Genomic DNA, 23,880 nt, shown 5'->3' on the forward strand with positions numbered 1-23,880 from the left:
GGGCTCCCCCGCGCCGTGCGCGGCTTTACGAAACGTTGACCCCAAAGTCTAGAGCGATGCCGCGCAGACCGGACGCGTACCCCTGTCCCACTGCACGGAACTTCCACTCGCCGTTGTACCGGTAGAGCTCGCCGAAGATCATCGCCGTTTCCGTCGAGGCGTCCTCGCTGAGGTCGTAACGCGCGAGTTCCTGACCGTCCGCCTGATTCACCACGCGGATGAACGCATTGGCGACCTGGCCGAAGGTCTGCCCCCGGCTGTCGGCCTCATGGATCGAGACCGGAAAAATGATCTTGTCGCAGTTCGCCGGTACCTGGGTGAGATTCACGATGACCGACTCGTCGTCGCCCTCGCCCTCACCCGTGAGATTGTCACCGGTGTGCTCCACGGAACCATCGGGGCTCGTGAGGTTGTTGTAGAACACGAACCATTCGTCGCCGAGCACCCGGCCCGACTGGCACAGCAGCGCGCTGGCGTCGAGATCGAAGTCGGCACCCGTGGTGGATCGTGCGTCCCAGCCGAGCCCGACCAGCACCTGGGTGAGGTTGGGTGCGGCCTTGGAGAGGGAGACATTGCCTCCCTTGGCGAGCGTGACGCCCATGGTGTGTCCTCCCCGAATCGATGAACCGTGTGTAGAGCTGTGAACCGTGTGGAGAGCTGTTGAGCACGTCCGGCGCCGCACGTCGTGCGGCGCCGGACGGATTCACTGCCGGCGAGGGCCCGGCGGAGCCTCGGCCGCCCGGCCCGGTCGCCCCTTCTCAGACGTTGACGCCGAAGTCCTGCGCGATGCCGCGCAGCCCCGAGGCGTACCCCTGGCCGATGGCACGGAACTTCCACTCCGCCCCATTGCGGTACAGCTCGCCGAAGACCATGGCGGTCTCCGTCGAGGCGTCCTCGCTCAGGTCGTAGCGCGCCAGCTCGCTGTTGTCCGCCTGGTTGACCACGCGGATGTACGCGTTGCGCACCTGGCCGAAGCTCTGCTGCCGGGTCTCGGCCTCGTAGATCGAGACCGGGAAGACGATCTTGTCGACATCGGCCGGAACGCCGGCCAGGTTCACCTTGATGACCTCGTCGTCGCCCTCGCCCTCACCGGTGAGGTTGTCACCGGTGTGCTCCACGGAGCCGTCGGGGCTCTTGAGGTTGTTGAAGAAGACGAAGTTGCCGTCGCTGCCGACCTTGCCCTCGGCGTTCGTCAGCAGGGCGCTGGCGTCGAGGTCGAAGTCACCACCGGTGGTGGTACGAGCATCCCAGCCCAGACCGACCACGACCGCGGTCAGGTTGGGCGCGGCCTTGGTCAGCGAGACGTTGCCGCCCTTGCTGAGGCTGACTCCCACGAGTCCTCCCATTGGTTTCCTTGGGGGCCGGCCGACGCCGGCGCCTCCACGTTGCGTTGGCATCCGATCAACGACTGGATCCTAGTGACCGGTTCCCGGTCAAAGCAGGCTTTTGACCGGGAAGCCTGTAGATCCGCCGGTGCCGTACCGGCGGACCCGGATCGGGGGTCCCGGATCAGAGGGCGTCGAGCGCCTTGATGTAGTCGTTGAGGTCACGCGCGTCGGGCAGACCGTTGACGACGGTCCAGCGCACCACGCCCTCCTTGTCGATGATGAAGGTGCCGCGCACCGCGCAGCCCTTCTCCTCGTCGAAGACGCCGTAGGCCCGCGAGGTCTCGCCGTGCGGCCAGAAGTCCGAGACCAGCGGGTACTCCAGGCCCTCCTGCTCCGCGAAGACGCGCAGGGTGTGGATGGAGTCGTTGGAGACGGCGAGCAGCTGCGTGTCGTCGTTCTCGAACTTCGGCAGCTCGTCACGGAGCGCGCAGAGCTCACCCGTGCACACGCCGGTGAAGGCGAACGGGTAGAACAGCAGCACGACGTTTTTCTCGCCGCGGAAGTCGGAGAGCTTCACGGTCCGGCCGTGGTTGTCCTTCAGCTCGAAATCCGGGGCCTGGGTGCCGACCTCGATCGCCATGAAACGCGTCCCTTCGCTACGTTCACCGGGCTGGGCTGTCCGGGTGGCCCCCACCCTACGCAGGGCCCGCAGGAGGCCGCGCGGCGCCCGCGCCGCCCGCACTCCGCCCGCAGTCCGGGCCCGAGCCCGCGCGGGCACTCCGCGACCGGAAACCCCGGCGGCGGTGCGGACCCGGCGGCCGCAAGAAGAAGACCCCCGGCGGTTCATGCCGTCGGGGGTCTTCGGGGCGAGTACGTGCCGAACGCGGCTCAGCGCTTGGCTTTGGCCGCCTTCGGCGTGACCAGACGGCTGCCCGTCCAGTCCTTGCCCGCATTGATGCTCTTGGTCTGGGAGAGACCGGCGGTCTGTGCAGCCTCGTTGATGTCGCTCGGTTCGACGTATCCGTCACGGCCGGTCTTCGGCGTCATCAGCCAGACCGCGCCGCCGTCCTCGATCAGACCAATGGCATCCACCAGCGCGTCCGTAAGGTCGCCGTCCTCGTCGCGGAACCACAGCAGGACGACGTCTGCGACGTCGTCGTAGTCCTCATCGACGAGATCCTGGCCGATTGTGGCCTCAATGCCCTCACGGAGCTCCTGCTCGACGTCGTCGTCGTAGCCGATCTCCTGGACCACCTGTCCGGGCTCGAACCCCAGGCGTGCTGCCGGGTTGGTCCGCTCCTCCGCGTGGTCCGCGGTCGCGCTCACGGGTTGCCTCCTGATCATGTTTCGGAAAATGCTTCAGCCACGCGCGTGCGCGGGGCGTTGGCCGTAGTCCACACGGGAGCGGCGGATCGCGCAAGTACCCAGCGTGTGAGACCGCCTAAACGGTGACGTTCCCCCTCACGTCTCCGCACTGTCGGCGGTCCCCCTGCGGGGGCCCGGCGCCATCTTCCACACCCTTTACGTCCTTCCACAGCTTATGCCGTTTCGGTCCGCCATTCGGAGTCGCACATCCTTTGGGAACGCTTGGACGGGTTGGGCGTAAGGTTGCGCTTTGGACCAGCCCATCCCCGCGCCGCGGACGCGATGTCTCACAACACGGCGGTTACCCCTCGGTAGAGATGACGTTTACGCCCTCGCGGTACACGATGGTGATGGCGTACATGCATACATCCCGGGGGCATGTTCTCCCGGAACCAGGCCCCGTAGAGCAGCACCGAACAGCGAAGGAACAGCGTGGCTTCCGGATCCGATCGCAACCCGATCATCATTGGCGGCCTGCCGAGCCAGGTCCCGGACTTCGATCCCGAAGAGACCCAGGAGTGGCTCGACTCGCTCGACGCCGCCGTCGACGAGCGAGGCCGTGAGCGGGCCCGTTATCTGATGCTCCGGCTCATCGAGCGTGCGCGCGAGAAGCGCGTCGCCGTGCCGGAGATGCGCAGTACGGACTACGTGAACACGATCGCCACGAAGGACGAGCCGTTCTTCCCCGGCGACGAGGAGATCGAGCGCAAGGTCCTCAACGCGACCCGCTGGAACGCGGCCGTGATGGTGTCGCGCGCCCAGCGTCCGGGGATCGGGGTCGGCGGCCACATCGCCACCTTCGCCTCCTCGGCCTCGCTGTACGACGTGGGCTTCAACCACTTCTTCCGGGGCAAGGACGACGGCCTGGGCGGCGACCAGATCTTCTTCCAGGGGCACGCGTCCCCCGGCATCTATGCCCGCGCCTTCCTGCTCGACCGGCTGAGCGAGGCGCAGCTCGACGCCTTCCGCCAGGAGAAGTCGAAGGCGCCCAACGGCCTGTCCAGCTATCCGCACCCGCGGCTGATGCCGGACTTCTGGGAGTTCCCGACCGTCTCGATGGGCCTCGGCCCGCTCGGCGCGATCTACCAGGCCCGGATGAACCGGTACATGGAGGCGCGCGGCATCGCCGACACCTCCCGGTCTCATGTGTGGGCGTATCTGGGCGACGGCGAGATGGACGAGCCCGAGTCGCTCGGCCAGCTCTCCATCGCCGCCCGTGAGGGCCTGGACAACCTGACCTTCGTGGTCAACTGCAACCTGCAGCGCCTCGACGGCCCGGTGCGCGGCAACGGCAAGATCATCCAGGAGCTGGAGTCGCAGTTCCGCGGCGCCGGGTGGAACGTCATCAAGCTGGTCTGGGACCGGTCCTGGGACCCGCTGCTCGCACAGGACCGCACGGGCATCCTGGTCAACAAGCTGAACACCACGCCGGACGGTCAGTTCCAGACGTACGCCACCGAGTCCGGCGCGTACATCCGTGAGCACTTCTTCGGGGACGACCCGCGGCTGCGCGACATGGTCAAGGACATGACCGACGACCAGATCCTGCACCTGGGCCGCGGCGGTCACGACCACAAGAAGGTCTACGCGGCCTACGCGGCGGCCAAGGCCCACAAGGGCCAGCCGACGGTGATCCTGGCGCAGACGGTCAAGGGCTGGACGCTGGGGCCGAACTTCGAGGGCCGCAACGCGACCCACCAGATGAAGAAGCTCACAGTCGAGGACCTCAAGCGGTTCCGCGACCGGCTCCACATCCCGATCACGGACAAGCAGCTGGACGAGGGCTACCCGCCCTACTACCACCCGGGCCGCGACTCGGAGGAAATCCAGTACATGCACGACCGCCGCAAGGGTCTGGGCGGTTACGTCCCGACCCGCGTGGTGCGCGCGAAGCCCCTGCCCCTCCCCGAGGACAAGACGTACGCGACCGCGAAGAAGGGGTCGGGTCAGCAGTCGATCGCCACGACCATGGCGTTCGTCCGCATCCTGAAGGACCTCATGCGGGACAAGGAGATCGGCAAGCGCTTCGTGCTGATCGCGCCCGACGAGTACCGCACCTTCGGTATGGACGCGTTCTTCCCGAGCGCGAAGATCTACAACCCGCTCGGTCAGCAGTACGAGTCGGTGGACCGTGATCTGCTGCTGGCGTACAAGGAGTCGCCGACCGGTCAGATGCTGCACGACGGCATCTCGGAGGCCGGCTGCACGGCGTCGCTGATCGCCGCCGGCTCGGCGTACGCCACGCACGGCGAGCCGCTGATCCCGGTGTACGTCTTCTACTCGATGTTCGGTTTCCAGCGCACCGGCGACCAGTTCTGGCAGATGGCCGACCAGCTCGCGCGCGGCTTCGTGCTGGGTGCGACGGCGGGTCGTACGACGCTGACCGGTGAGGGTCTCCAGCACGCGGACGGCCATTCGCAGCTGCTCGCCTCGACCAACCCGGGCTGTGTCGCGTACGACCCGGCGTTCAGCTACGAGATCGCGCACATCGTCAAGGACGGTCTGCGCCGGATGTACGGCGGGACCCCCGACGAGAACGAGGACGTCTTCTACTACCTCACCGTCTACAACGAGCCGATCCAGCACCCGGCCGAGCCCGAGAACGTCGATGTCGAAGGCATCCTCAAGGGCGTGTACCGCTACAAGGCCGCCGATCGGGGCGAGGTCCCGGCCCAGATCCTGGCGTCCGGTGTGGCGGTTCCGTGGGCGGTCGAGGCGCAGCGGATCCTCGCCGACGAGTGGAACGTCCGGGCGGACGTCTGGTCGGCGACCTCCTGGAACGAGCTGCGCCGCGAGGCGGTGGACGTGGAACGGTACAACCTGCTGCACCCGGAGGAGGAGCAGCGCGTCCCGTATGTCACGCAGAAGCTCTCCGGCTCCGAGGGCCCGTTCGTGGCGGTCTCGGACTGGATGCGTTCCGTACCGGACCAGATCGCGCGCTGGGTGCCCGGCTCGTACCAGTCGCTGGGCGCGGACGGCTTCGGTTTCGCCGACACCCGCGGCGCGGCCCGCCGGTTCTTCCACATCGACGCGCAGTCGGTCGTCCTCGCGGTGCTCACCGAGCTCGCGAAGCAGGGCCGGGTCGACCGTTCGCTGCTGAAGACGGCGATCGACCGGTACGAGCTGCTGGATGTGACGGCGGCCGGACCGGGCGCGGCCGGCGGCGACGCGTAGGGCCGACGAACGACGGCCGAAGGGCGGCGGGATCTCCTCTTCCCGCCGCCCTTCGGCGTATCCGGTCAGTTCTCCCAGACCTTGAAGGCCCTGACCTGGTACGGGGACTGGGGCACCCAGGTGCCGCCGCCCGGATAGGTCTCGAACTCTCCGGTCTCGGCGCACTCGGCCGACTGGTACGTGGTGACGGGCCGGCCGGTGCGGTTGGCGAGTGCCTGGACCCTGCCGCCCGCCGGCAGCGGCACACAGCTGTCGATGTCGATCGTCGACAGCTCATGGATCTGCCGGGCGCCGGCGAAGTCCGGCTTCTCCCAGAGGCAGAGCTGACCGCTTCCGCAGGCCCCGAGCCGGGCGGGCGCGGAGTGGGCGGTTGCCCGTGGGGCCGCGGAGCCGGCCGTGGCGGCCTGCGGAATCAGCGCGGCGGCGGCCAGGGCGGCGGCGAGAAAGGTCGTACGCATGGACATCAACCCCCGTGGTGGTGCGCATCAGTTGTCTGCACCCTGACCTGCGGAGCAAGACCCGGGGAAGGGGCCGCGGGCCGCACCACCCTGATAGGCGACAGCCCCGCCGGAACGGTCCGGCGGGGCTGTCGTACGTACGGTGTTGACGCCGCGGAGGGCATCGTGACGAACGGTCAGATGTGACCGGCGCCCGCGCCCGCCTGGGCGTTGGCACCTCTCTTGGTGAGCGTGGCGACCACCGCGGCGACCACCGCGACGACGCCCGCAACCATGAACGCCGTGCTCATGCCCGACACGAACGTGTCATGCGCGACGCCTGCGATCTTCGCCGCGACCTCCGGCGGAGTGCCGGCGGCCACCGGCGGGACGCCGACCTCGACGGCCGAGGACGCGGCGTCCAGCTGCTCCGGCGCGAGCGGCGGGAGCTTCGCGGCCGTCCAGTTGTCGGCCAGCTTCGAGTCGACCTGGGAGGCCATGACGGCGCCCAGCACCGCCGTACCGAGGCTGCCGCCGACCTGCATGGCGGCCTGCTGCAGACCGCCCGCGACGCCGGAGAGCTCCATCGGGGCGTTGCCCACGATGACCTCGGTGGCGCCGACCATCACCGGGGCGAGGCCGAGGCCGAGCAGACCGAACCAGATCGACATGGTCAGGGTGCCGGTGCCGATCTCCAGCTGGGACATGCCGAACATGGCGACCGCCGTGCAGACCATGCCCCCGACCAGCGGAACACGCGGACCGAACTTGGTGATCATGGCGCCCGCGAGCGGCGAGGCGACGATCATCATCCCGGTCAGCGGCAGCAGGTGCAGACCGCTGTCGACGGGGCTCAGACCGTGCACGTTCTGAAGGTAGAAGGTGACGAAGAACAGCCCGCCCATGAAGGCGAAGGCCATCAGCACCATCAGGACCGCACCCGCGGACAGCGGCACGGACCGGAACATCGCCAGCGGGATCAGCGGCTCCCTGACGTTCTTCTGGGAGAAGGCGAAGACCACGAACAGGGCCAGGGCGGCGCCCAGGAAGCCGAGCGTCTTGTAGTCGCCCCAGCCCCACTCGGAACCCTTGATGAGCGCCCAGATCAGGCAGAACATCGCCTGTGACAGGAGCACGATGCCGCCGACGTCGAAGGAGCGCGGCGCGTTCTCGGCGCGGTGGTCCTTGAGGATCACCAGGCCCAGCAGGAGCGCGATCACCCCGACCGGCACATTGATGAAGAAGACGGACTGCCAGTTGACGTGCTCGACGAGCACGCCGCCGAGAATCGGTCCACCGGCGGTCGAGGCACCGATCACCATGCCCCAGATGCCGATCGCCATGTTCAGCTTCTCGGCCGGGAAGGTGGCGCGCAGCAGGCCGAGCGCGGCCGGCATGAGCAGGGCGCCGAAGAGGCCCTGGAGCACCCGGAACACGATCACCAGGGCGACGCTGTGGGAGAGACCGATGGCCCCCGACGCCGCGGCGAAGCCGACGACCCCTATGAGGAAGGTCTGGCGGTGACCGAACCGGTCACCGAGCTTGCCCGCGGTGATCAGGGAGACCGCGAGGGCGAGCATGTAGCCGTTCGTGATCCACTGGACATCGGCGAGCGAGGCGCCGAGGTCCTGCTGGATGGCGGGGTTGGCGATCGCGACGATCGTGCCGTCGAGCGCGACCATCATCACGCCGATGGCCACGGAGAAGAGCGTCAGCCAGGGGTGGCCGCGCAGCCCCTTGGCAGGTGCGGGCACGGCGCTGTCCTGCGGCTCCCGCGACGCCTTTTCGACGGTGGTCTGACTAGTCATGCCGGGGAGATTAGTGTCAGCCGCTGACAGTTGACAAACCATTTCACAAGACAGTAACTGTCATGTGGCTCACAGCCGCGTCGAGCTGCGTGCATCAGGAGGAAGAGGGCCATTTCAGTGACCGATGGGCAGCGGGCCGCACGTCCGACCGGGCTGCGCGAGCGGAAGAAACGACGCACCCGGGACGCCCTGCTGCACGCCGCCCTCGATCTTTTCACCACCCAGGGATACGAGCAGACCACCGTCGACGAGATCGTCGGCGCCGTCGAGGTCTCCCAGCGCACCTTCTTCCGCTACTTCGCCGGCAAGGAGGAGGCCGCCTTCGCCATCCAGGAGATGGTGGAGTCGCACTTCCTCTCGGAGCTGCGCCGACGGCCCGCTTCGGAAACCCCGTTCGAGGCGCTGCGCCACGCGGTCCTCTGCGCCTGGAACACCCTCGGTGAGGCAATCGAGGCGATCGTCACCGTCGACCTCCACATGCGCACGTACCGGATGATCGAGTCGACGCCGTCGCTGCTCGCCGTTCACCTGCGGCGGAGCATAGACCTGGAGAACGAGATCGCACGGCTGATCGCCGAGCGCGAGGGGATCGACCCGGAGAAGGACCCGCGGCCCAGGGTCGCCGTCGCCGCGTTCGGCGGGGTGATGCGGGTGACCGGGCAGCTCTGGGGGCAGGGGCGGGACACCGGCATGGAATCGCTGCGTGTGCTGACCGAGACATATCTGGACCAGCTCGGCCCGGCACTGGCCGGGAACTGGCGGACGGAGGCCGGCGCGGGGGCCGGGTAGCGCCATGGACACTCCGTCCGGTGTGCGGCAGACCTGGGCACGGGGGCACGGCTGCGCCGGGGTACCGGCACGCCGCTGTGCTGTACGCCTCACCGCGCGGCATGACCGACTTCACAACAGCCGTGCTCCGGCGCCCACATACGACGCTCCGGCAGGCACTCCGCGCGCCTGTGCGTACCCGCCGCACCAACACAGCGTGAAATAACGGGCCTTGAATTCCCGGGGGCGGGGTGATGTGCATCACCCTCGTCACGGCCGCTGCCCCGCGTCTCCTAATGTGGGCGGGAGTGACTTCCTTCGACTCCTCCCCCACGCTCACCGCATGGCGCGCGCTGCTCGCCGTCGCGGTTGTGTTCGTGATGCTGGCGACCACGGGCTGGACCGCCGTACGTCACCAGCACCCCGACGAGCCACGCGCCCTCGCACTCGCCTCGTGGGCACGGGGCCGCGTAGCCGGTCACGCGCTTCCGGACGCCGACGCTCCGCCGCACCGGCTGGCGCAGTTCTTCGCCGCGCTCACACCCGCGCAGCGCACCCGGCTCGCCGACAAGTACCCCTTGGTCGTGGGTAATCTGAACGGTGCCCCGGTCACCCTGCGCTACCACGCCAACCGGCTGGCCCTGGCGCAGGCGAGCGCGGTCGAGCAGCAGCGCATGCACGACGACCGGCTCTCCCCCGACGGCCGCGCCGAGGCGCTCCGCCGGCTGAACCGCATCCGGGCGATGCTGGAGAACGGCCGGCACATCCTCGCCTTCGACCCGTCCGGGAAGGGCCGCGCCGCCGAGGTCTTCGGTGATCTCGACCGGGCCCAGCGGATCTCCGTGGTCGTCCCCGGCGTCGACACCACTCTGCTGACACTGGAGCGGTCCGCCCCCATGGTGAACGCCGCCCCGGTCGGCATGGCGAAGTCGCTGTACGCGGCGGAGCGCGCCGCGCGTCCCGGCACCCGGACCGCCGTCATCGCCTGGGGCGACTACACCACGCCCGCCGGAATCGGTGTGGACGCGGCCCTGGGCAACCTCGCCGAGCGCGGGGCGGTCCGGCTGAACGCCCTGGTGGGCGCGCTGCCCGGGGATGCCCCGGTCTCCCTGTTCTGCCACAGCTACGGCTCGGTGCTGTGCGGTGTCGCCGCACATGAACTGCCCTCCAGGGTCACCGACATCGCGGTCGCGGGCAGCCCCGGCATGCGGGTGGAGAACGCCCGCCAGCTGCGCACCGGCGCCCGGGTGTGGGCGACGCGGGACCGCGGCGACTGGATCGCGGACGTACCGAACATGGAGCTCGGCGGGCTCGGTCACGGGGCCGACCCGGTCGACCCGGGCTTCGGCGCGCGTGTGGTCTCGGCGGGCGACGCGGTCGGACACAGCGGCTATTTCGAGCCGGGCACCGAGAGCCTCAGCAACTTCGCCGCCATCGGCGTGGGGGCCTACGGCTCGGTGAGCTGTGCCGGCTCCGACCACACCTGCCACAAGGGAGTCACCACCGGCGGCCAGGAGATCTGACCGGCGCGACGAGCCACAGCCGGCCGCATATCCGGACTTACACGGAAGGGGGACGTGCGAGCAAGTGCCGCATACGATGAGGCACATGGGTGATGTGCTGGCCGGAATTCATGCCACCTGGGAGTTCGACACCGACTCCGTGCTCATCCGCTTCGAACGGGGAATACGCACACCGAAGCTCTTCCAGAGCCTGCGTGAGCGCCGCGTCCCGCACGCGGCACTGTCGTCGGTGACGCTGACCCCGGGCAAGCGGGGCACGGTGGTGCTGCGCGCGGTACCGAGACCCGGTGCCGACCCGCTGCTGGAGGCCGCAGCCGGGCAGCTGAAGGACGGCTGCGATCCGTACCGGCTGGTGCTGCCCGCCGAGCGCGAGACGCTCGCCGAGTACTACGCGGACGAACTGCGCGCCCGGCTCGGCCCCGACGCCGCGGAGCCCGCCGAGCGGTTCCTGGTCGCGGCCCCCGAGGCCCCGATGCAGTTCAAGGCGTACGACGGCCGGGCCGGCTTCGACGGGGAGCGGGTCTCCTTCCGCTGGTTCTGGACGGGTGCCTCCACGGCGAAGTGGAAGGCCGGCGACCAGACGTTTCCGGTGACGGAGCTGAGCGGGGTCGAGTGGCGCTCGCCGGAGGCCTTCGACGGCTATCTGCGGCTGGTGCCGAGGGGCCTGGAAGGCGTGGCTCCGGGACCGGGCACGGATACCTGCCTCGGCATGAACAGCGCGTCCGGCATGGGTGCGGGACCGGATACGGAGTTGGGCACGAGGCTCACCGCGGGTCCGGTACGGAGCGCCCAGCCGGCGGCTCCCCGGCCCGCCCGGGCCGATCAGGATCCGGCCGCGGTGGTCTTCGGCCTCGGCTACGGCCCGGTGCACGAGTCGCTGCCGTTCGCCGCGGCCGTACTGGAATCCGTACGCAGGAAGCAGCCGTCGCCCGGCACGCCTGCCGCCGCCCTGGTGGGCGCGGGGCGGCGCGATCCCGCGGACATCGCGGAGCGGATCCGGCACCTCGGGGAGCTGCACCAGGCGGGTCTGGTCACGGACGACGAGTTCAGCGCGAAGAAGGCGCAGCTGCTCGCCGAGCTGTAGGCGTCCGGTGCCCGAAACGACCGGGGTCCGGCTCCCCAGTAGTACCCCCGTACGAGAAGCGCGGCGGTGGACCGGAACCCCGGTATGACGCCACCGGGTGCTCCACTGCCTACGCTGATCGGGCCATGTCTGCTTCCCCGCCGCCCCCGCCGTCCCCGCCGCCCCCGCCGTCCGCACCGCCCCGGACTCCCCCGCCGCCCGTCGACGGCCTGGTGAGCGCCGCCCGGCGCAATCTGCGCGAGATCGCCCACGGGCTCTCGCACCCGTCCCATCCCCCGGCGCCGCTCCTGGCGAACGCGCCGAAGCGGTGGCAGCGGCTGCTGCCGTACGCCGTCGTTCTCGCCCTCGTCGCGATCTTCGTACCGGTCACGATCAATGTCCTGATCCATGGGTACGGCGTGAACGGAGGGCTGGCGGGAGCCCTGGCCGTCGCGCAGGCGGCGCCGCTGCTGATGCTGGCGCACCGGCCGCTGCAGGCCTGGTGGATCGTCTTCCCCGCCGACGTCCTGGGCGCGGCAGTGCTGCTCGGGCACCCGGTCGGCGCGTACGAGATCTGGCCGTGGCCCCCGCCCACCCTGATCGGCCATCTCTTCCTGCTGCTCGCGCTGGCCCTGCGCGAGACCCGGCGGACCCTGGCCGCGGTCTGGGTGGCGACGGGCGCGGCGAGCCTGGTCCTGCACCTGATCGCGCCGGCGCGCAGCAACGGCAGCGCACTGCTGCTCGTGATCCTCGGCGCGGTGGTCCTGGTGATCGGCGCGGCGCTGCGGGAACGCGGCGACGCACAGCGCCGGCTGGCCGAGCAGGAGACCATCAGCGAGGCCGAGCGGGCGCAGCGGACACTGCTGGAGGAGCGCACCCGGATCGCCCGGGAGCTGCACGACGTGGTCGCGCACCACATGTCCGTGATCACGGTCCAGGCCGATTCCGCGCCCTACCGGATCAGCGGGCTGCCCGCGGAGGCGGTCGCGGAGTTCGGCGCGATCGCGGCGAGTGCGCGGGAGTCGCTCGCGGAGATGCGGCGGCTGCTGACGGTGCTGCGCAGCGAGGGCACGGAGGGCGAGCGGGCGCCGCAACCGGGGCTCGACCGGGTGCAGCAGCTGGTGGAGGCGACGGTACGGGCGGGGCTGCCGGTCGAACTGTCGCTGGCCGCCGATGTGCCGGACGTACCGCAGGCGGTGGATCTGTCGGCGTACCGGATCGTGCAGGAGGCCCTGGCGAACGTGGTCCGGCACGCGTCGGGTGCGCGGACCCGGGTGTCGATCACGTCCGACGGTGACCACCTGACCGTGCTGGTGGTCAACGACCGGGCGGAGCAGCCCGGTTCGCCGCTGGAGACGACCGGGACCGGGCACGGCCTGGTCGGCATGCGGGAGCGCGTACGGTTGACGGGCGGCACGCTGGACACCGGACCGCTGCCCGACGGCGGCTTCCGGGTGGCCGCGCGACTGCCGCTCGCCACCGTTCCGCCCCCGACCTCGGAGGACTCTTGACCATCCGCGTGATCATCGTCGACGACCAGGCCATGGTGCGGGCGGGGTTCGCGGCACTGCTCGCGGCACAGAGCGACATCGACGTGGTCGGTGAGGCGCCGGACGGGCGCCAGGGCGTCGACGTCAGCCGACGGGTCCACCCGGACGTGGTCCTGATGGATGTCCGGATGCCCGAGATGGACGGCCTGGCGGCGGCCCGCGAGCTGCTGAACCCGCCGGTGGGCGTGGTGCACCTGCCCAAGGTGCTGATGCTCACCACGTTCGACGTGGACGACTACGTGTACGAGGCGCTGCGGGCCGGGGCGTCCGGATTCCTGCTGAAGGACGCGCCGCCGGCGGATCTGATCTCGGCCGTACGCGTGGTCGCGGCGGGCGAGGCGCTGCTGGCGCCGTCCGTGACCCGGCGCCTGATCGCGGACTTCGCCCGGCAGGGGCCGTCCGGGGCCATCCGGAACGGGCACGTGCTGCGGCTGAACGGGCTGACTCCGCGCGAGACGGAGGTGCTGGAGCTGATCGCGCGGGGGCTGTCCAACCAGGAGATAGCGGAACGGCTGGTGCTGGCCGAACAGACGGTGAAGACACACATCGGGCGGGTGCTGGCCAAGCTGGATCTGCGGGACCGCGCGCAGGCGGTGATCTTCGCGTACGAGGCGGGAGTGGTGGTACCGGGAGAGCAGTAACGGGGGTCTCCCCCCGCCCGCCCCACCGGCGGGCCCTCCGTACACCCCCTACCCCGGTATCACCTCGCACTTGGCTCCCCGGTGCGACGCCCCCGCGCCCTCTTCCTTCCTACCTTCCTCTCCGTCGCGCCGAACGGCGTGCGGAACCGGGTCAGCCGGAGAGGGAGGGGCGGGATGCGCCGATACGCAAGGACTCTGGTCGCGGTCGCGCTGGCGATCACCGTGGTGGCGGGGACGGCCGGCTGGGCGTCCGGGAACGCGCAGCAGGCTCTGACCGGGCCGCCCCCGGGCACGGCGGCCTGGCGCGCGGATCAGGTGCTGGGGCGCGAGCTGCCCGACCCGGAGCGGACCTCACCGGCCGAAGTGAGCCGCTTCTTCCGGGGGTTGACGGCGGCACAGCAGCAGACCCTGGTCGTACGGCATCCACTCGTCGTCGGCAATCTGGACGGGGTGCCCGTCGAACTGCGCTACCGGGCCAACGCCCGCTCCCTGCGCGCCGGTCACGACCCCAGGTATGCCCATCTCACCGGGCCGGGGCACCGGCAGATCCTCGCCTTCGACCCGCGCGGACGCGGCCAGGTCGCCGAGGTCTTCGGGGATCTGAGCACCGCGCGCCATGTGGCGGTCGTGGTGCCGGGTTCGGACATCGACGCCGGGACCTTCGACCGCACCACCGATGTGTACGGCACTCCGGCGGGCATGGCGAAGTCTCTGTACGCGGAGACCGGACGCGGCAGCGCCGTCGTCGCCTGGGCCGGGTACACCACGCCCGTGGGCGTCGGCATCGACGCCGCGACGGGCTCACTCGCCGAGGCGGGCGCCGGCCGGCTGACCCGGTTGGCGGACGGGCTGGCCGCCGACGGCGTGCCCGCGCCCGCCGTGTTCTGCCACAGCTACGGCTCCGTCGTGTGCGGCCTCGCCGCATCCCGGCTGCGCGCCACGGACCTGGTCGTCCTCGGCTCGCCCGGGATGCGCGCCGACGACGTCGCGGATCTGCACACCACCGCCCGGGTCTGGGCGGCCAAGGACGCCACGGACTGGATCGACGACGTACCGAACGTGGAGGTGGCGGGCCTGGGCCACGGCCCCGATCCGACGGGTCCGGGGTTCGGCGCCCGCCGGGTGCCGGCCCGCGGGGCCCACGGGCACACCGGCTACTTCGCCCCCGGCACGGACTCGCTCCGCGCCTTCGCCTCGATCGCACGGGGGGAGGCCCGATGAGCCTCGCCACGCTCGCCGAGCGCATCGACGCCCGTACGCCCGGCCATCGCGACCGCGCCATCGACGGCCTGCGCGCCCTCGCCCTGCTCGCCGTCCCGACCGGCCACTGGCTGCTCGGCGGCTTCCGCCTCGACGGCGACGGCGCGCTGCACAATGCCAGCCCGCTGTCCACGTTCGGCGGGCTCGCCCCGTTGAGCTGGGTGCTTCAGATGCTGGGCATCTTCTTCCTGGTCGGCGGGTACGCCTCGGTGCTCTCGTACCGCCGCAGGAAGTCCACCACCGGCGCCTGGCTGCGCGGCCGGGTCGCCCGCCTGGGCAGGCCGGTGCTCGGGGTGACGGCCGTCTGGGCGGCGATGATTCCGGTGCTGAGCGCGCTCGGTGTGCCCGGTGACACCCTGCGGACCGGGTCGACGCTGGTGATCCAGCCGCTCTGGTTCGTCGGGGTGTACACGGTGGTCACGGCGCTCACCCCGTACTGCGTCCGGGCCGCGCGGAAGCTGGGCGGCTGGGCCGCGGTGCCGCTGCTGGGCTCGGTCGCCGTCGTCGACTTCCTGCGGTACGGGCCGTTCGCCGACGCCATGCCGTCCTGGCTGAGCGTGTTGAACATCCTTCCGGGCTGGCTCTTCGCGTACCAGCTCGGCGTCTCCTGGGGCGAGGGCCGCATCGGCAGGCGGGGCGCCCGGCTGTTGCTCATCGGTGGGACGGTGTTGTTCGCCGCGCTGCTGCTCGTCCTCCACTACCCGGCGTCGATGGTCGGCGTCCCGGGCGAGGCGCGGACGAACTCGCACCCGCCGTCGCTGCTCGTCCTGGCACTGGCCGCCGCGCAGAGCGGTGCGGCGATCCTGTTGCGGGACCGGATCGCCCGACTGCTGCGCAGGCCGCTGCTGTGGGCGCCGGTCGTCGTGATCAACCTGTCCGCGATGACGATTCTGTGCTGGCACCAGACGGCGATGCTGGCCGCGGCGGTCCCGGCGTCGTTCGCCGGTACGGTGCCGGGGCTGACGACCGGGCCCGACACGGTCGGCTGGATCCTGGCCCGGATGGCGTGGCTGCCGGTCTTCGCGGGGCTGCTGGTGCTGATCGCCCGGTACGCGCGCCGGTTCGAGGCACCGTGGCAGGCCGGCACGCGTGCGGCGAACGCCCGCCGCGCGGTGGCGGGGCTGCTGGCGGCCGGGTTCGCGATGTACGCGCTGGGGCTGGCGTAGGGGCGCGGGGCCGGGAGTCCCGGCCCCGCACCCGATCTGGAGACGACTACTCGCGCGCGGCGGACGTGCTGCTCATGTCCGGGTACCGGTCCCCCGCCACCTGCCCCGCGATCGGCTCCAGCACCGCCAGCTCCTGGTCCGTCAGCGTGAGCCGGGTGGCGGCCACGTTCTCCAGCAGCCGGCTGCTCCTGCGGGTGCCCGGGATCGGCACCACGGTCAGGCCGTGCACCTGGGCCCGCTGCTGCACCCAGGCGAGCGCCACCTGTGCGGCGGACGCCCCGTGTGCCGCGGCGATCTCGTGCACGGGCTCCAGCAGAGCGGCGTTCGCCTTCGCGTTGTCGCCCGTGAAGCGCGGCTGGTACTGGCGGAAGTCGCCCTTCGACAGGTCCTTGGCCGCGTCCGTGAACGCCCCGGTCAGAAAGCCCCGGCCGAGCGGCGAATACGGCACGCAGGTCACCCCGAGCTCGATCGCGGCGGGCACGGCGCTGCGCTCGACGTCCCGGCTGAAGAGCGACCACTCGGACTGGAGGGCGGCGATCGGGTGCACGGCGTGCGCCTCGCGCAGTTCCGCGCCGGTGACCTCGCTCAGTCCGAGCTGCTTGACCTTGCCCTGCCGCACCAGCTCGGCCATCGCGCCGACGGACTCGGCCAGCGGCACGGCGGGGTCGCGGCGGTGCATGTAGTACAGGTCGATGACATCGGTGTTCAGCCGGCGCAGGCTGTCCTCGACGGCCTGGCGGATGTACGCGGGGTCGTTGCGCACGCCCCGGTAATGGGGGTCGTCGCCCTTGCGCTCTATGGCGAACTTCGTGGCGAGCGTGATCTCGTCCCGGTGTGCCCCGACGAACGGGGCGAGGAACTCCTCGTTGGCGCCGAGACCGTACACATCGGCGGTGTCGAAGAGGGTGACACCCGCCGCCAGCGCCGTCTCCAGCGTCTCGCGCGCGGCGGACTCGTCGGTCTCCCCGTAGAACTCGCTCATGCCCATGCAGCCGAGACCCTGCACACCGACCTGCGGGCCGCCGTTGCCGAGCTCCACCGTGGCGATCTTGTTGTCAGTCATCAGGCACAGGGCCTTTCCGATGCCCGTCGGGCACTCGCATAGAAGTCGATCTTGTGGTCGAGGACGGCGAGGGTGTCCTGGAGCTCCGCGATCCGCGCCTTCACGTCGCGGCGGGTCGACTCCAGCAGCTCCTGCCGCTCCTCGAAGGTGTGCTCGCCCTCGCGCAGCAGCTCCGCGTACCGGACCATGTCGGCGACCGACATCCCGGTCAGCCGCAGCTTGCCGACGAAGGCCAGCCAGTCCAGGTCGCGGTTGGTGAAGCGGCGCTGACCGGTGTGCGACCGGTCCACGTGCGGCATCAGCCCGATCCGCTCGTACCAGCGCAGGGTGTGCGCGGTGAGCCCGGTGACGGCGACGACCTCACTGATGGTGTAGCGGTCCTGACCGTCGGCGCGCGGATGCGGCCGGGGAGCCGAGGCGCGGGCGTCCACCTTCGCGGAAGTGCTCTCCTTCACCGTCATGCCCTCCACGCTAGAACCTTGGAGTGCACTCCAAGCAAGTGCTGCCGGTGACGGGTTTCGGGCCGTCCGAGCGGACGGGCGATGTCGGCCCGGGTCCGGTGCCGGGCCGTGGGAACTTCTTCAGGCTGACGACGGACCGGTCCCCGGTTGAGGGGGGCGGGGACCGGCGTGACCGGCGTGACCGGCGGCAGATGGAACAGGATCGCCGCGGCGACGAGGAAGGCGATCGCGTTGCCGGCGACCATCAGTTGATAGGCGGTGAGCGTGCTGAGCTGCACCACCCAGCCCGCCGGCACGGCACCGAGGGAGATGATCAGCCGATGGGCTCGGCCACGATGAGCTGGAACCGCTCGAAGGACAGCTTCACGGTGTTGTGCTGAGCAGTGGCAGTTCCGAGTGACGTGCCGGTGAACGGGTCGGTCAGGCGGTACCGCGTGCGGCCCAGACCGCGCAGCTCGACCGTCCCGTCCCACTGGTCGGCGTAGAAGGCGTAATGGAGGGTCCGCTTCTTGGCCACGACATGCGCCTCGGGCTTGTCGAAGCCGATGTCGTACAGCTCACCGCGGTACTCGCCGGTGGACAGCATGTTCTTCTCGTACAGGGACACCCACTTGCGCCAGAGGACCTCCTTCTCCGGGGTGAGGTCGGTCGCCTTGTCCGGGGCTCCGGTTCCGGGGAGGGTGAACTTGGTCGACAGGACGGCTCCGACCCCGTAAGAGGACGCGAAGTCGTTCCCGCCGTCGCTCAGTTCGACGTGGTCGCCGGCGTAGCTGCTGCCCGCGCCCATCAGCGCCTTCATCGACTTGCCCTTGCTCCGGACCTGGTAGGAGGACTCCGGGTCCGAGCTGGGGTACTGGTCGACGTAGGGCAGGTTGTGGAAGGCGAAGGCGGTACCGCAGGGGCAGAGCTCGACGAGGGCGTCGGGGTTCGCCTCGTGCGCGGCTTCGTGGATCGCCTTCCAGAACAGGGCCACGCCCTCGGTGGATTCCTCGGGGCGGGCGTGCCGGTGCTTCGGGTTGTAGCAGGGCGCGACGCTGTTGAGGTGCTGGCCGTCGATCTTGAGCCCCTCGTAACCCCAGTCGCCGATGAACCTCTTCGCCTGCTCGACGAAGTAGTCCACCGTCGGCTGGTAGGCCGGACAGAGGGTGTAGGCGTCCCACCAGGTGACGTCCTGCTTGTTGCCGTCGCGGTCCAGCAGCAGCATGTCGGGCCGGTCCCGGAACAGGTTGCTGTCGGGGTCCGCCGCCAGCGGGGCCCACCACAGGCGCGGCCGCAGACCGGCGTCCCGTATCTCCTTGGTGAAGGCCCGCATGTCCGTTTCGCCGCGCGGGAACTTCGCCGTGTTGATGTCCCAGTCGCCCTCGTTGGTCTGCCAGCCGTCGTCGAGTGCGGCCCAGCGCAGACCGACCTCGTGCGCCTTCGGCAACGCTCCGGTGACCTGCTCGGTGGCGAAGTCGCGCTCGTAGCCCCAGGCACACCAGATGGGCTCGAAGGCCGAGGCGGGGACCTTGGGGGCGCGCCGGCCGATGTCGCTCATGTAGTCGCGGTACCGCTGGAGCGGCACGAAGTGGTCGCCCGGGAGGGCGGTCAGGAACGTGGTGTCGGTGCTGAGCCGACGGCCCGGCTTCAGGGTGCGGGCGGTGTCGTCCTGGATGGCGATGCTCGCTCCGGCGTCCGTCTTGCGGACCGGCATGCGCAGGACCGTCGCCACGGGCTCGACATGTCCGACGGAGAGGCCCGCGCCCCGGCGCCAGACGGTCGCCAGCGGGGTGCCGCCGCCGTAGTCGGAGGAGTCCATCCCCAACGAGTTCTCCTGGACATAGCCGTCCTTCACCGGCATCACCCAGTCGCGGCGGTCCGTGTACGTGGTACCGGAGAAGGTGTAGAAGCCGCCGGGAGTCTCCAGGAGTTCGTGGGCTCCGTTGCGCCACCCGGTCACCTTCAGCGCGGTGGAGGACCTGTTGGTGTAGGTCACCTTCATCACGATCATGCCGGTAAGACGCTCGAAGGAGGTCAGCACGACCGTCTTCTGTACGCCTTCCTTGGACGTGCCCTCGATCGTCACCCGGACGCCCGCGCCGTGGCGGGGGTGCCGGGTGTCGCGGGTCCGGTGCCCGCGGTAGGCGAACGCCTCGATGGCCTTACCGCCCGCCAGCAGGGCTTCGCCGGCGTCGAAGCGGGTGAGGCCGACGCCTTTGAGCGCCACCCGGCTGCGCAGTTGGTCGTCGAACTCCAGGGTGATGGAGGTGTCGCCGACTCCGACGAGGTCAGGATCCGAGTTCGGTGCGGCGGCCGCGGGTGAGGCGCCCATGGCCACGGCGGGGAAGGCGGCCAGGCCGGCACCCCCCAGCGCCACCTTCAGTACGCTTCGCCGGTTCATGTCCGTCATGTCGAACTCTCTTTCGGTCGTGCGTGCCCGACTGGGGCAGCCGCCTTTTGTCCGCGTTGTGGATCGTCAAAGTCGAGCCGCGTGCTCGCGACGAAGCAACCGTCCGTAAGGCTGGTCGATGCCTGGTCTACTACCGGTTTTCGCAGTGGGTCGGCTGGGGTCGGGGGGTGGCGAATCGTCCGAACGGGTACCCCAGTGCGAGGTCGCCTCCGGCGGTAGCGGGCAGGCATCCTCGGTGAGCTGCGACAACGCTGCCTCGATCACCGGCGGGTGCCCGGGGCACGGCGAAACGGAAGGTCGCTCACGGGCGACTTCTTCCTCATCGGGTGGCCTGCTTCGAGAACGTAAGCGGTATTCGAGTGGCATGTCAACGGGGGCTTCCTGGACGAGAGTTCGCGCCGTCGATCAGATTGGTATTCTTCTGGTATGACAAATACGAGAACGCCGATGCCCAGAGGCCTGTTCGGTGACGACGCCCTCCCGTTGTACGAGCGCACAGCCACGCAGTTGCTCGACGACCTGCGCGCCGCTGCCGCCCGCCCCGGTGACCGGCTGCCCTCCGAGCGGGCTCTGGTCGACCGGTACGCCGTGTCGCGCGTGACGCTGCGAGCGGCCCTCGCGCAATTGGAGTCGCGGGGCATCGTGCGGCCGTCGTCGTCGCGCGGGTGGTTCGTCGCCGAGCTCGGTCTGCTCCCCGAGGCAACGATGACGTCCGCCTCGGCGGCCCCGCAGATCCAGGGGTTCGCCGACTATGCGCAGGTCAACGGCTTGACGACGACCGGCAAGGTGCTCTCCGCCACTGTTCGCCCGGCCACGGTGTCCGAGGCCGAGCAGCTCCGGATCGCTCCGGGCGCCGACCTCTTCGACCTCCACCGACTGCGCTTCCTCGACGGTCTGCTCGTCGTGCTCGAGCACAACCGGCTTCCGTTGGCGGCCTGCCCTGCCCTGGCCGAGACCGACTTCAATACGGCCTCGCTCTACGCCACCCTGCGCGCCGCCGACCCGCCGCAGCTGCCCCGCATCGCCGACTATTCGGTCGAGGCCCGCCACCCGACGCCACGGGAGATCGAGCTGTTCGAGATCGGGGAGACCATGCCGATGCTCGTCGCGACCCAGCTGACGTCGAACCAGGAATCACGCCCGATCGAACTGACCGTCCAGGTCTACCGGGGGGACCGCTACCGGTTCCGGGCCTCCATCACCAACCAGACTTAAACGATCACCAACCGGACTGGGACGATCGCCAACCAAACTTGGGCGATCGCCGCCGATCTGCCGGTTCGGCTGCGCAATACCAGATGCATACCAGAACAAGACTATTGACGACCCTAATTAAGACCAGTACTGTCCAAAATGAGCCGCAGGCCATGACGGCACATTGGCTTGAGATACACGTTGAGTAAGGGGTTGGCAATGCAGAGCCCATTGAGCGAGGTGGTCCGGCGTCAGAAGGCCGGACAGTCGCAGGGCATCACCTCGGTGTGTTCGGCTCATCCGCTGGTCATCGAGGCAGCCGTGGTGCAAGCCCGGGAGACCGGCGGTCATGTACTGGTGGAGGCGACCTCGAACCAGGTCGACCAGTACGGCGGTTACACGGGCATGCGGCCCGCGGACTTCCGCGACCTCGTGTACGGCATCGCCGCCGAAAGTGGTCTGCCACTGGACCGCGTGATTCTCGGCGGCGACCACCTCGGACCGAACCGGTGGCAGTCCCTGACGCCCGACGAGGCGATGGAGCGGGCCGACGCCCTGGTCGCCGCCTACGTGGCGGCGGACTTCACCAAGATCCACCTGGACTGCAGCTTCGCCTGCGCCGGTGACCCCGTACCGCTGACCGACGACGTGGTCGCCGAACGCGCCGCGCGGCTGATCCGGGTGGCCGAGGAGACGGCCGGCCCCGAGCGGGCCGAGCGGATCCGGTACGTGATCGGTACCGAGGTGCCCACACCCGGCGGCGCGCACGAGACGCTCGACGCGCTCGTCCCGACCACGCCCGAGGCGGCGCGCACCACTCTGGAGCAGCACCGCAAGGCGTTCGCCCAGCACGGCATCGACGAGGTCTGGCCGCGCGTCATGGCCCTCGTGGTCCAGCCGGCCGTCGAGTTCGACCATGTGCAGGTCGTCGACTACCGGCGCGAGCTGACCGAGGAGCTGCGCAAGGTCCTCGACGACGAGCCCACCATGGTCTACGAGGCCCACTCGACCGACTACCAGACCGCCGAGGCGCTCACCGCGCTGGTCGAGGACCACTGGGCGGTCCTCAAGGTGGGCCCCGGGCTGACCTTCGCCCTGCGCGAGGCGCTGTTCGCCCTCGCCGCGATCGAGGACGAGCTGGTCCCGGCCGCCGAGCGGTCACGCCTTCCCGAGGTCGTCGAGGAGCGGATGCTCGCCGAGCCCGCCAAGTGGGAGGGCTACTACCCGGGCAGCGCTGCCGAGCAGCGCCTCGCACGCCGCTACAGCTACAGCGACCGGATGCGTTACTACTGGCCCGACCCTGAGATCGAAAAGGCCCAGGCCCGGCTGATGGACAACCTCTCGGCCGTGGACATCCCCCTGCCGCTGCTCAACGCCCACCTCCCACTCCAGTACGCCCGCGTCCGCCACGGCGAGCTCGCCGCCCGGCCGCGCGACCTGTCCGTGGACCACGTCCGCGACGTTCTGCGCGACTACGACCGCGCCTCCCACCCCCACCTGATGGAGCACGTGTGACCACGCCCTCCGGCGCCCTGTCCCTGGACGACGGCGCCGCCCACACCGTCCGCGAGATCGCCCAGCAGCCCGCCCTGTGGCGGGAAGTCGACCGGATCGTCGCGGCCTCCCGGGAGTCGCTGGCCGCCTTCGTGCGTCCGCTCGTCGCCCGCGGTGACCTGCGCGTCGTACTCACCGGTGCCGGCACCTCCGCGTTCGCCGGCCAGGTGCTCCAGCCCGCCCTGGCCCGGCGCCTGGGACGCCGCGTCGACGCGGTCCCCACCACGGACCTCGTCGCCGACCCCCGCGGCTGTCTCGCCGAGGACGTTCCCACGCTGCTGGTCTCCTTCGCGCGCTCGGGTGACAGCCCGGAGTCCGTGGCCGCCACCGCCCTGGCCGACCAGGTCCTCTCCGAGGTGCACCACCTCGTGATCACCTGCAACGAGCAGGGCCGCCTGGCCCGCGAGCACGCGGAGCTGCCGAAGTCCCACGTGCTGCTGATGCCGGCCGCGTCCAACGACCGCGGTTTCGCCATGACGTCGAGCTTCACGTGCATGACGCTCGCGGCACTGCTCGCTCTCGGCGGCAGCGCCTACGACGGGGTCGCCGAACGCCTGGCCGAGGCGGTCGAGTCGATCTGCGAGAGCGACGCCGTGGACCGCACCGTCGGCGCCCTCGTGGCCCGCGCGCCCGAGCGCATCGTCTTCCTGGGCAGCGGCCCGCTGAAGGGCCTCGCCGAGGAGTCGGCGCTGAAGGTGCTCGAACTCACCGGTGGGAGGCTCATGGCCGTCTCGGAGACCTCGCTGGGATTCCGGCACGGTCCCAAGGCGGTGCTCAACGACCGTTCGGTCGCCGTGGTGTACATGTCGAACGACCCCTACACCCGCAAGTACGACCAGGACATCTCCGCGGAGCTGCGCGGAAATCTTCCCGCCGGCAGCGTCGTCACAGTCTCCGCGGGCCCCGACGCGGAAGCGGACGGCAACGACGCCTGGCCGCTGCCGGGCCTCGATGGCGTCGAGGACGTCGCCCTGGCGCTGTCCGCTGTGGTGTACGCCCAGCTCATCGCCCTGCGCGCCTCCCAGGCCCGGGGCCTGCGGGCCGACAACCCGTTCCCCTCAGGTGAGATCAACCGCGTCGTGCAGGGCGTGACACTGCACTCCTTGCACAACTGATCAAAGGCATCAACGGCGCGG

21 protein-coding genes are annotated in these 23,880 nt (G+C 70.2%); 11 read left to right on the top strand and 10 right to left on the bottom strand.

The features are described from left to right. Window positions 1-25: 25 nt before the first annotated feature. The 4 genes from ACF08M_RS36200 to ACF08M_RS36215 all read right to left on the bottom strand — a co-directional run bounded on the left by ACF08M_RS36200 (window position 26) and on the right by ACF08M_RS36215 (window position 2,654). Window positions 26-601, bottom strand: a complete 576-nt coding sequence (locus tag ACF08M_RS36200) for a TerD family protein (RefSeq protein ID WP_392189538.1) — start codon at window positions 599-601, stop codon at window positions 26-28. Window positions 602-758: 157 nt separating this feature from the next. Continuing rightward, window positions 759-1,334, bottom strand: coding sequence for a TerD family protein (locus tag ACF08M_RS36205; RefSeq protein ID WP_037696943.1), 576 nt, complete (start codon window positions 1,332-1,334; stop codon window positions 759-761). Between the two features lie 175 nt (window positions 1,335-1,509). Continuing rightward, window positions 1,510-1,968: a peroxiredoxin gene (locus ACF08M_RS36210; RefSeq protein ID WP_376235138.1), complete on the bottom strand. Its 459-nt coding sequence runs from the start codon at window positions 1,966-1,968 to the stop codon at window positions 1,510-1,512. A 248-nt stretch (window positions 1,969-2,216) separates the two neighbouring features. Further along, window positions 2,217-2,654 carry a DUF3052 domain-containing protein gene (locus ACF08M_RS36215; protein WP_093895494.1) on the bottom strand — a complete coding sequence of 146 codons (438 nt, stop codon included), beginning with the start codon at window positions 2,652-2,654 and terminating at the stop codon, window positions 2,217-2,219. Between the two features lie 471 nt (window positions 2,655-3,125). Here ACF08M_RS36215 and aceE point away from each other — a divergent pair, with 471 nt between their 5' ends. Continuing rightward, window positions 3,126-5,867, top strand: coding sequence for a pyruvate dehydrogenase (acetyl-transferring), homodimeric type (aceE, locus tag ACF08M_RS36220; protein ID WP_392189539.1), 2,742 nt, complete (start codon window positions 3,126-3,128; stop codon window positions 5,865-5,867). Between the two features lie 65 nt (window positions 5,868-5,932). Here the strand turns inward: aceE and ACF08M_RS36225 are convergent, their stop codons facing one another. Beyond that, entirely contained in the window at window positions 5,933-6,325 is a 393-nt protein-coding gene (locus ACF08M_RS36225; RefSeq protein ID WP_392189540.1) for a peptidase inhibitor family I36 protein, read from the bottom strand. Window positions 6,326-6,501: 176 nt separating this feature from the next. Continuing rightward, window positions 6,502-7,989 (bottom strand): MFS transporter, encoded by a 1,488-nt coding sequence (locus tag ACF08M_RS36230; RefSeq protein WP_392189569.1) that lies wholly within the window; start codon window positions 7,987-7,989, stop codon window positions 6,502-6,504. A gap of 240 nt (window positions 7,990-8,229) precedes the next feature. Between ACF08M_RS36230 and ACF08M_RS36235 the strand changes: the two genes are divergently transcribed. The 7 genes from ACF08M_RS36235 (at window position 8,230) to ACF08M_RS36265 (ending at window position 16,083) form a co-directional block, all read left to right on the top strand. Next, the gene (locus tag ACF08M_RS36235) at window positions 8,230-8,901 is read left to right on the top strand and encodes a TetR family transcriptional regulator (protein ID WP_392189541.1); all 672 of its coding nucleotides are present in this window, start codon (window positions 8,230-8,232) and stop codon (window positions 8,899-8,901) included. Window positions 8,902-9,188: 287 nt separating this feature from the next. After that, complete coding sequence (locus ACF08M_RS36240; RefSeq protein ID WP_392189542.1) at window positions 9,189-10,403, top strand: alpha/beta hydrolase; 1,215 nt, start codon at window positions 9,189-9,191, stop codon at window positions 10,401-10,403. Between the two features lie 85 nt (window positions 10,404-10,488). Beyond that, window positions 10,489-11,487 (top strand): DUF4429 domain-containing protein, encoded by a 999-nt coding sequence (locus ACF08M_RS36245; RefSeq protein ID WP_392189543.1) that lies wholly within the window; start codon window positions 10,489-10,491, stop codon window positions 11,485-11,487. Window positions 11,488-11,612: 125 nt separating this feature from the next. After that, window positions 11,613-12,977 carry a sensor histidine kinase gene (locus ACF08M_RS36250; RefSeq protein ID WP_392189544.1) on the top strand — a complete coding sequence of 455 codons (1,365 nt, stop codon included), beginning with the start codon at window positions 11,613-11,615 and terminating at the stop codon, window positions 12,975-12,977. Continuing rightward, the gene (locus ACF08M_RS36255; RefSeq protein WP_392189545.1) at window positions 12,974-13,657 is read left to right on the top strand and encodes a response regulator; all 684 of its coding nucleotides are present in this window, start codon (window positions 12,974-12,976) and stop codon (window positions 13,655-13,657) included. The genes ACF08M_RS36250 and ACF08M_RS36255 overlap by 4 nt, the downstream gene beginning before the upstream one ends. A gap of 174 nt (window positions 13,658-13,831) precedes the next feature. Beyond that, window positions 13,832-14,878: an alpha/beta hydrolase gene (locus tag ACF08M_RS36260; protein ID WP_392189546.1), complete on the top strand. Its 1,047-nt coding sequence runs from the start codon at window positions 13,832-13,834 to the stop codon at window positions 14,876-14,878. Further along, the gene (locus ACF08M_RS36265) at window positions 14,875-16,083 is read left to right on the top strand and encodes an acyltransferase (RefSeq protein ID WP_392189547.1); all 1,209 of its coding nucleotides are present in this window, start codon (window positions 14,875-14,877) and stop codon (window positions 16,081-16,083) included. The genes ACF08M_RS36260 and ACF08M_RS36265 overlap by 4 nt, the downstream gene beginning before the upstream one ends. A gap of 46 nt (window positions 16,084-16,129) precedes the next feature. Here the strand turns inward: ACF08M_RS36265 and ACF08M_RS36270 are convergent, their stop codons facing one another. Genes ACF08M_RS36270 through ACF08M_RS36285 form a run of 4 tightly spaced genes read right to left on the bottom strand, consistent with a single transcriptional unit; the run spans window position 16,130 to window position 19,996 of the window. Then, the gene (locus ACF08M_RS36270) at window positions 16,130-17,146 is read right to left on the bottom strand and encodes an aldo/keto reductase (protein ID WP_392189548.1); all 1,017 of its coding nucleotides are present in this window, start codon (window positions 17,144-17,146) and stop codon (window positions 16,130-16,132) included. Further along, on the bottom strand, window positions 17,146-17,607 hold the full coding sequence (locus ACF08M_RS36275; protein WP_392189549.1) for a MerR family transcriptional regulator: 462 nt from the start codon (window positions 17,605-17,607) through the stop codon (window positions 17,146-17,148). Before ACF08M_RS36275 ends, ACF08M_RS36270 begins: the two co-directional genes overlap by 1 nt. Further along, window positions 17,604-17,888 (bottom strand): hypothetical protein, encoded by a 285-nt coding sequence (locus tag ACF08M_RS36280; RefSeq protein ID WP_392189550.1) that lies wholly within the window; start codon window positions 17,886-17,888, stop codon window positions 17,604-17,606. Before ACF08M_RS36280 ends, ACF08M_RS36275 begins: the two co-directional genes overlap by 4 nt. 32 nt (window positions 17,889-17,920) lie before the next feature. After that, window positions 17,921-19,996, bottom strand: coding sequence for a glycoside hydrolase family 36 protein (locus ACF08M_RS36285; RefSeq protein WP_392189551.1), 2,076 nt, complete (start codon window positions 19,994-19,996; stop codon window positions 17,921-17,923). A gap of 447 nt (window positions 19,997-20,443) precedes the next feature. On the opposite strand from ACF08M_RS36285, the gene ACF08M_RS36290 reads away from it, so the two are divergent. From ACF08M_RS36290 to ACF08M_RS36300, 3 genes are all read left to right on the top strand, one after another. Then, window positions 20,444-21,211 carry a GntR family transcriptional regulator gene (locus ACF08M_RS36290; protein WP_392189552.1) on the top strand — a complete coding sequence of 256 codons (768 nt, stop codon included), beginning with the start codon at window positions 20,444-20,446 and terminating at the stop codon, window positions 21,209-21,211. A 198-nt stretch (window positions 21,212-21,409) separates the two neighbouring features. Then, on the top strand, window positions 21,410-22,705 hold the full coding sequence (locus tag ACF08M_RS36295) for a D-tagatose-bisphosphate aldolase, class II, non-catalytic subunit (protein ID WP_392189553.1): 1,296 nt from the start codon (window positions 21,410-21,412) through the stop codon (window positions 22,703-22,705). Next, the gene (locus ACF08M_RS36300) at window positions 22,702-23,859 is read left to right on the top strand and encodes an SIS domain-containing protein (protein ID WP_392189554.1); all 1,158 of its coding nucleotides are present in this window, start codon (window positions 22,702-22,704) and stop codon (window positions 23,857-23,859) included. Before ACF08M_RS36295 ends, ACF08M_RS36300 begins: the two co-directional genes overlap by 4 nt. Window positions 23,860-23,880 lie beyond the last annotated feature (21 nt).

Source organism: Streptomyces sp. NPDC015032 (assembly GCF_043080425.1).
GTDB lineage: Bacteria > Actinomycetota > Actinomycetes > Streptomycetales > Streptomycetaceae > Streptomyces.

Coding starts and splice junctions, on each gene's coding strand:
- ACF08M_RS36200 (WP_392189538.1), bottom strand. CDS start 601: ATGGGCGTCACGCTCGCCAAGGGAGGCAATGTCTCCCTCTCCAAGGCC.
- ACF08M_RS36210 (WP_376235138.1), bottom strand. CDS start 1,968: ATGGCGATCGAGGTCGGCACCCAGGCCCCGGATTTCGAGCTGAAGGAC.
- ACF08M_RS36225 (WP_392189540.1), bottom strand. CDS start 6,325: ATGCGTACGACCTTTCTCGCCGCCGCCCTGGCCGCCGCCGCGCTGATT.
- ACF08M_RS36230 (WP_392189569.1), bottom strand. CDS start 7,989: ATGATGGTCGCGCTCGACGGCACGATCGTCGCGATCGCCAACCCCGCC.
- ACF08M_RS36245 (WP_392189543.1), top strand. CDS start 10,489: ATGGGTGATGTGCTGGCCGGAATTCATGCCACCTGGGAGTTCGACACC.
- ACF08M_RS36250 (WP_392189544.1), top strand. CDS start 11,613: ATGTCTGCTTCCCCGCCGCCCCCGCCGTCCCCGCCGCCCCCGCCGTCC.
- ACF08M_RS36260 (WP_392189546.1), top strand. CDS start 13,832: ATGCGCCGATACGCAAGGACTCTGGTCGCGGTCGCGCTGGCGATCACC.
- ACF08M_RS36265 (WP_392189547.1), top strand. CDS start 14,875: ATGAGCCTCGCCACGCTCGCCGAGCGCATCGACGCCCGTACGCCCGGC.
- ACF08M_RS36270 (WP_392189548.1), bottom strand. CDS start 17,146: ATGACTGACAACAAGATCGCCACGGTGGAGCTCGGCAACGGCGGCCCG.
- ACF08M_RS36275 (WP_392189549.1), bottom strand. CDS start 17,607: ATGACGGTGAAGGAGAGCACTTCCGCGAAGGTGGACGCCCGCGCCTCG.
- ACF08M_RS36285 (WP_392189551.1), bottom strand. CDS start 19,996: ATGACGGACATGAACCGGCGAAGCGTACTGAAGGTGGCGCTGGGGGGT.
- ACF08M_RS36290 (WP_392189552.1), top strand. CDS start 20,444: ATGCCCAGAGGCCTGTTCGGTGACGACGCCCTCCCGTTGTACGAGCGC.
- ACF08M_RS36295 (WP_392189553.1), top strand. CDS start 21,410: ATGCAGAGCCCATTGAGCGAGGTGGTCCGGCGTCAGAAGGCCGGACAG.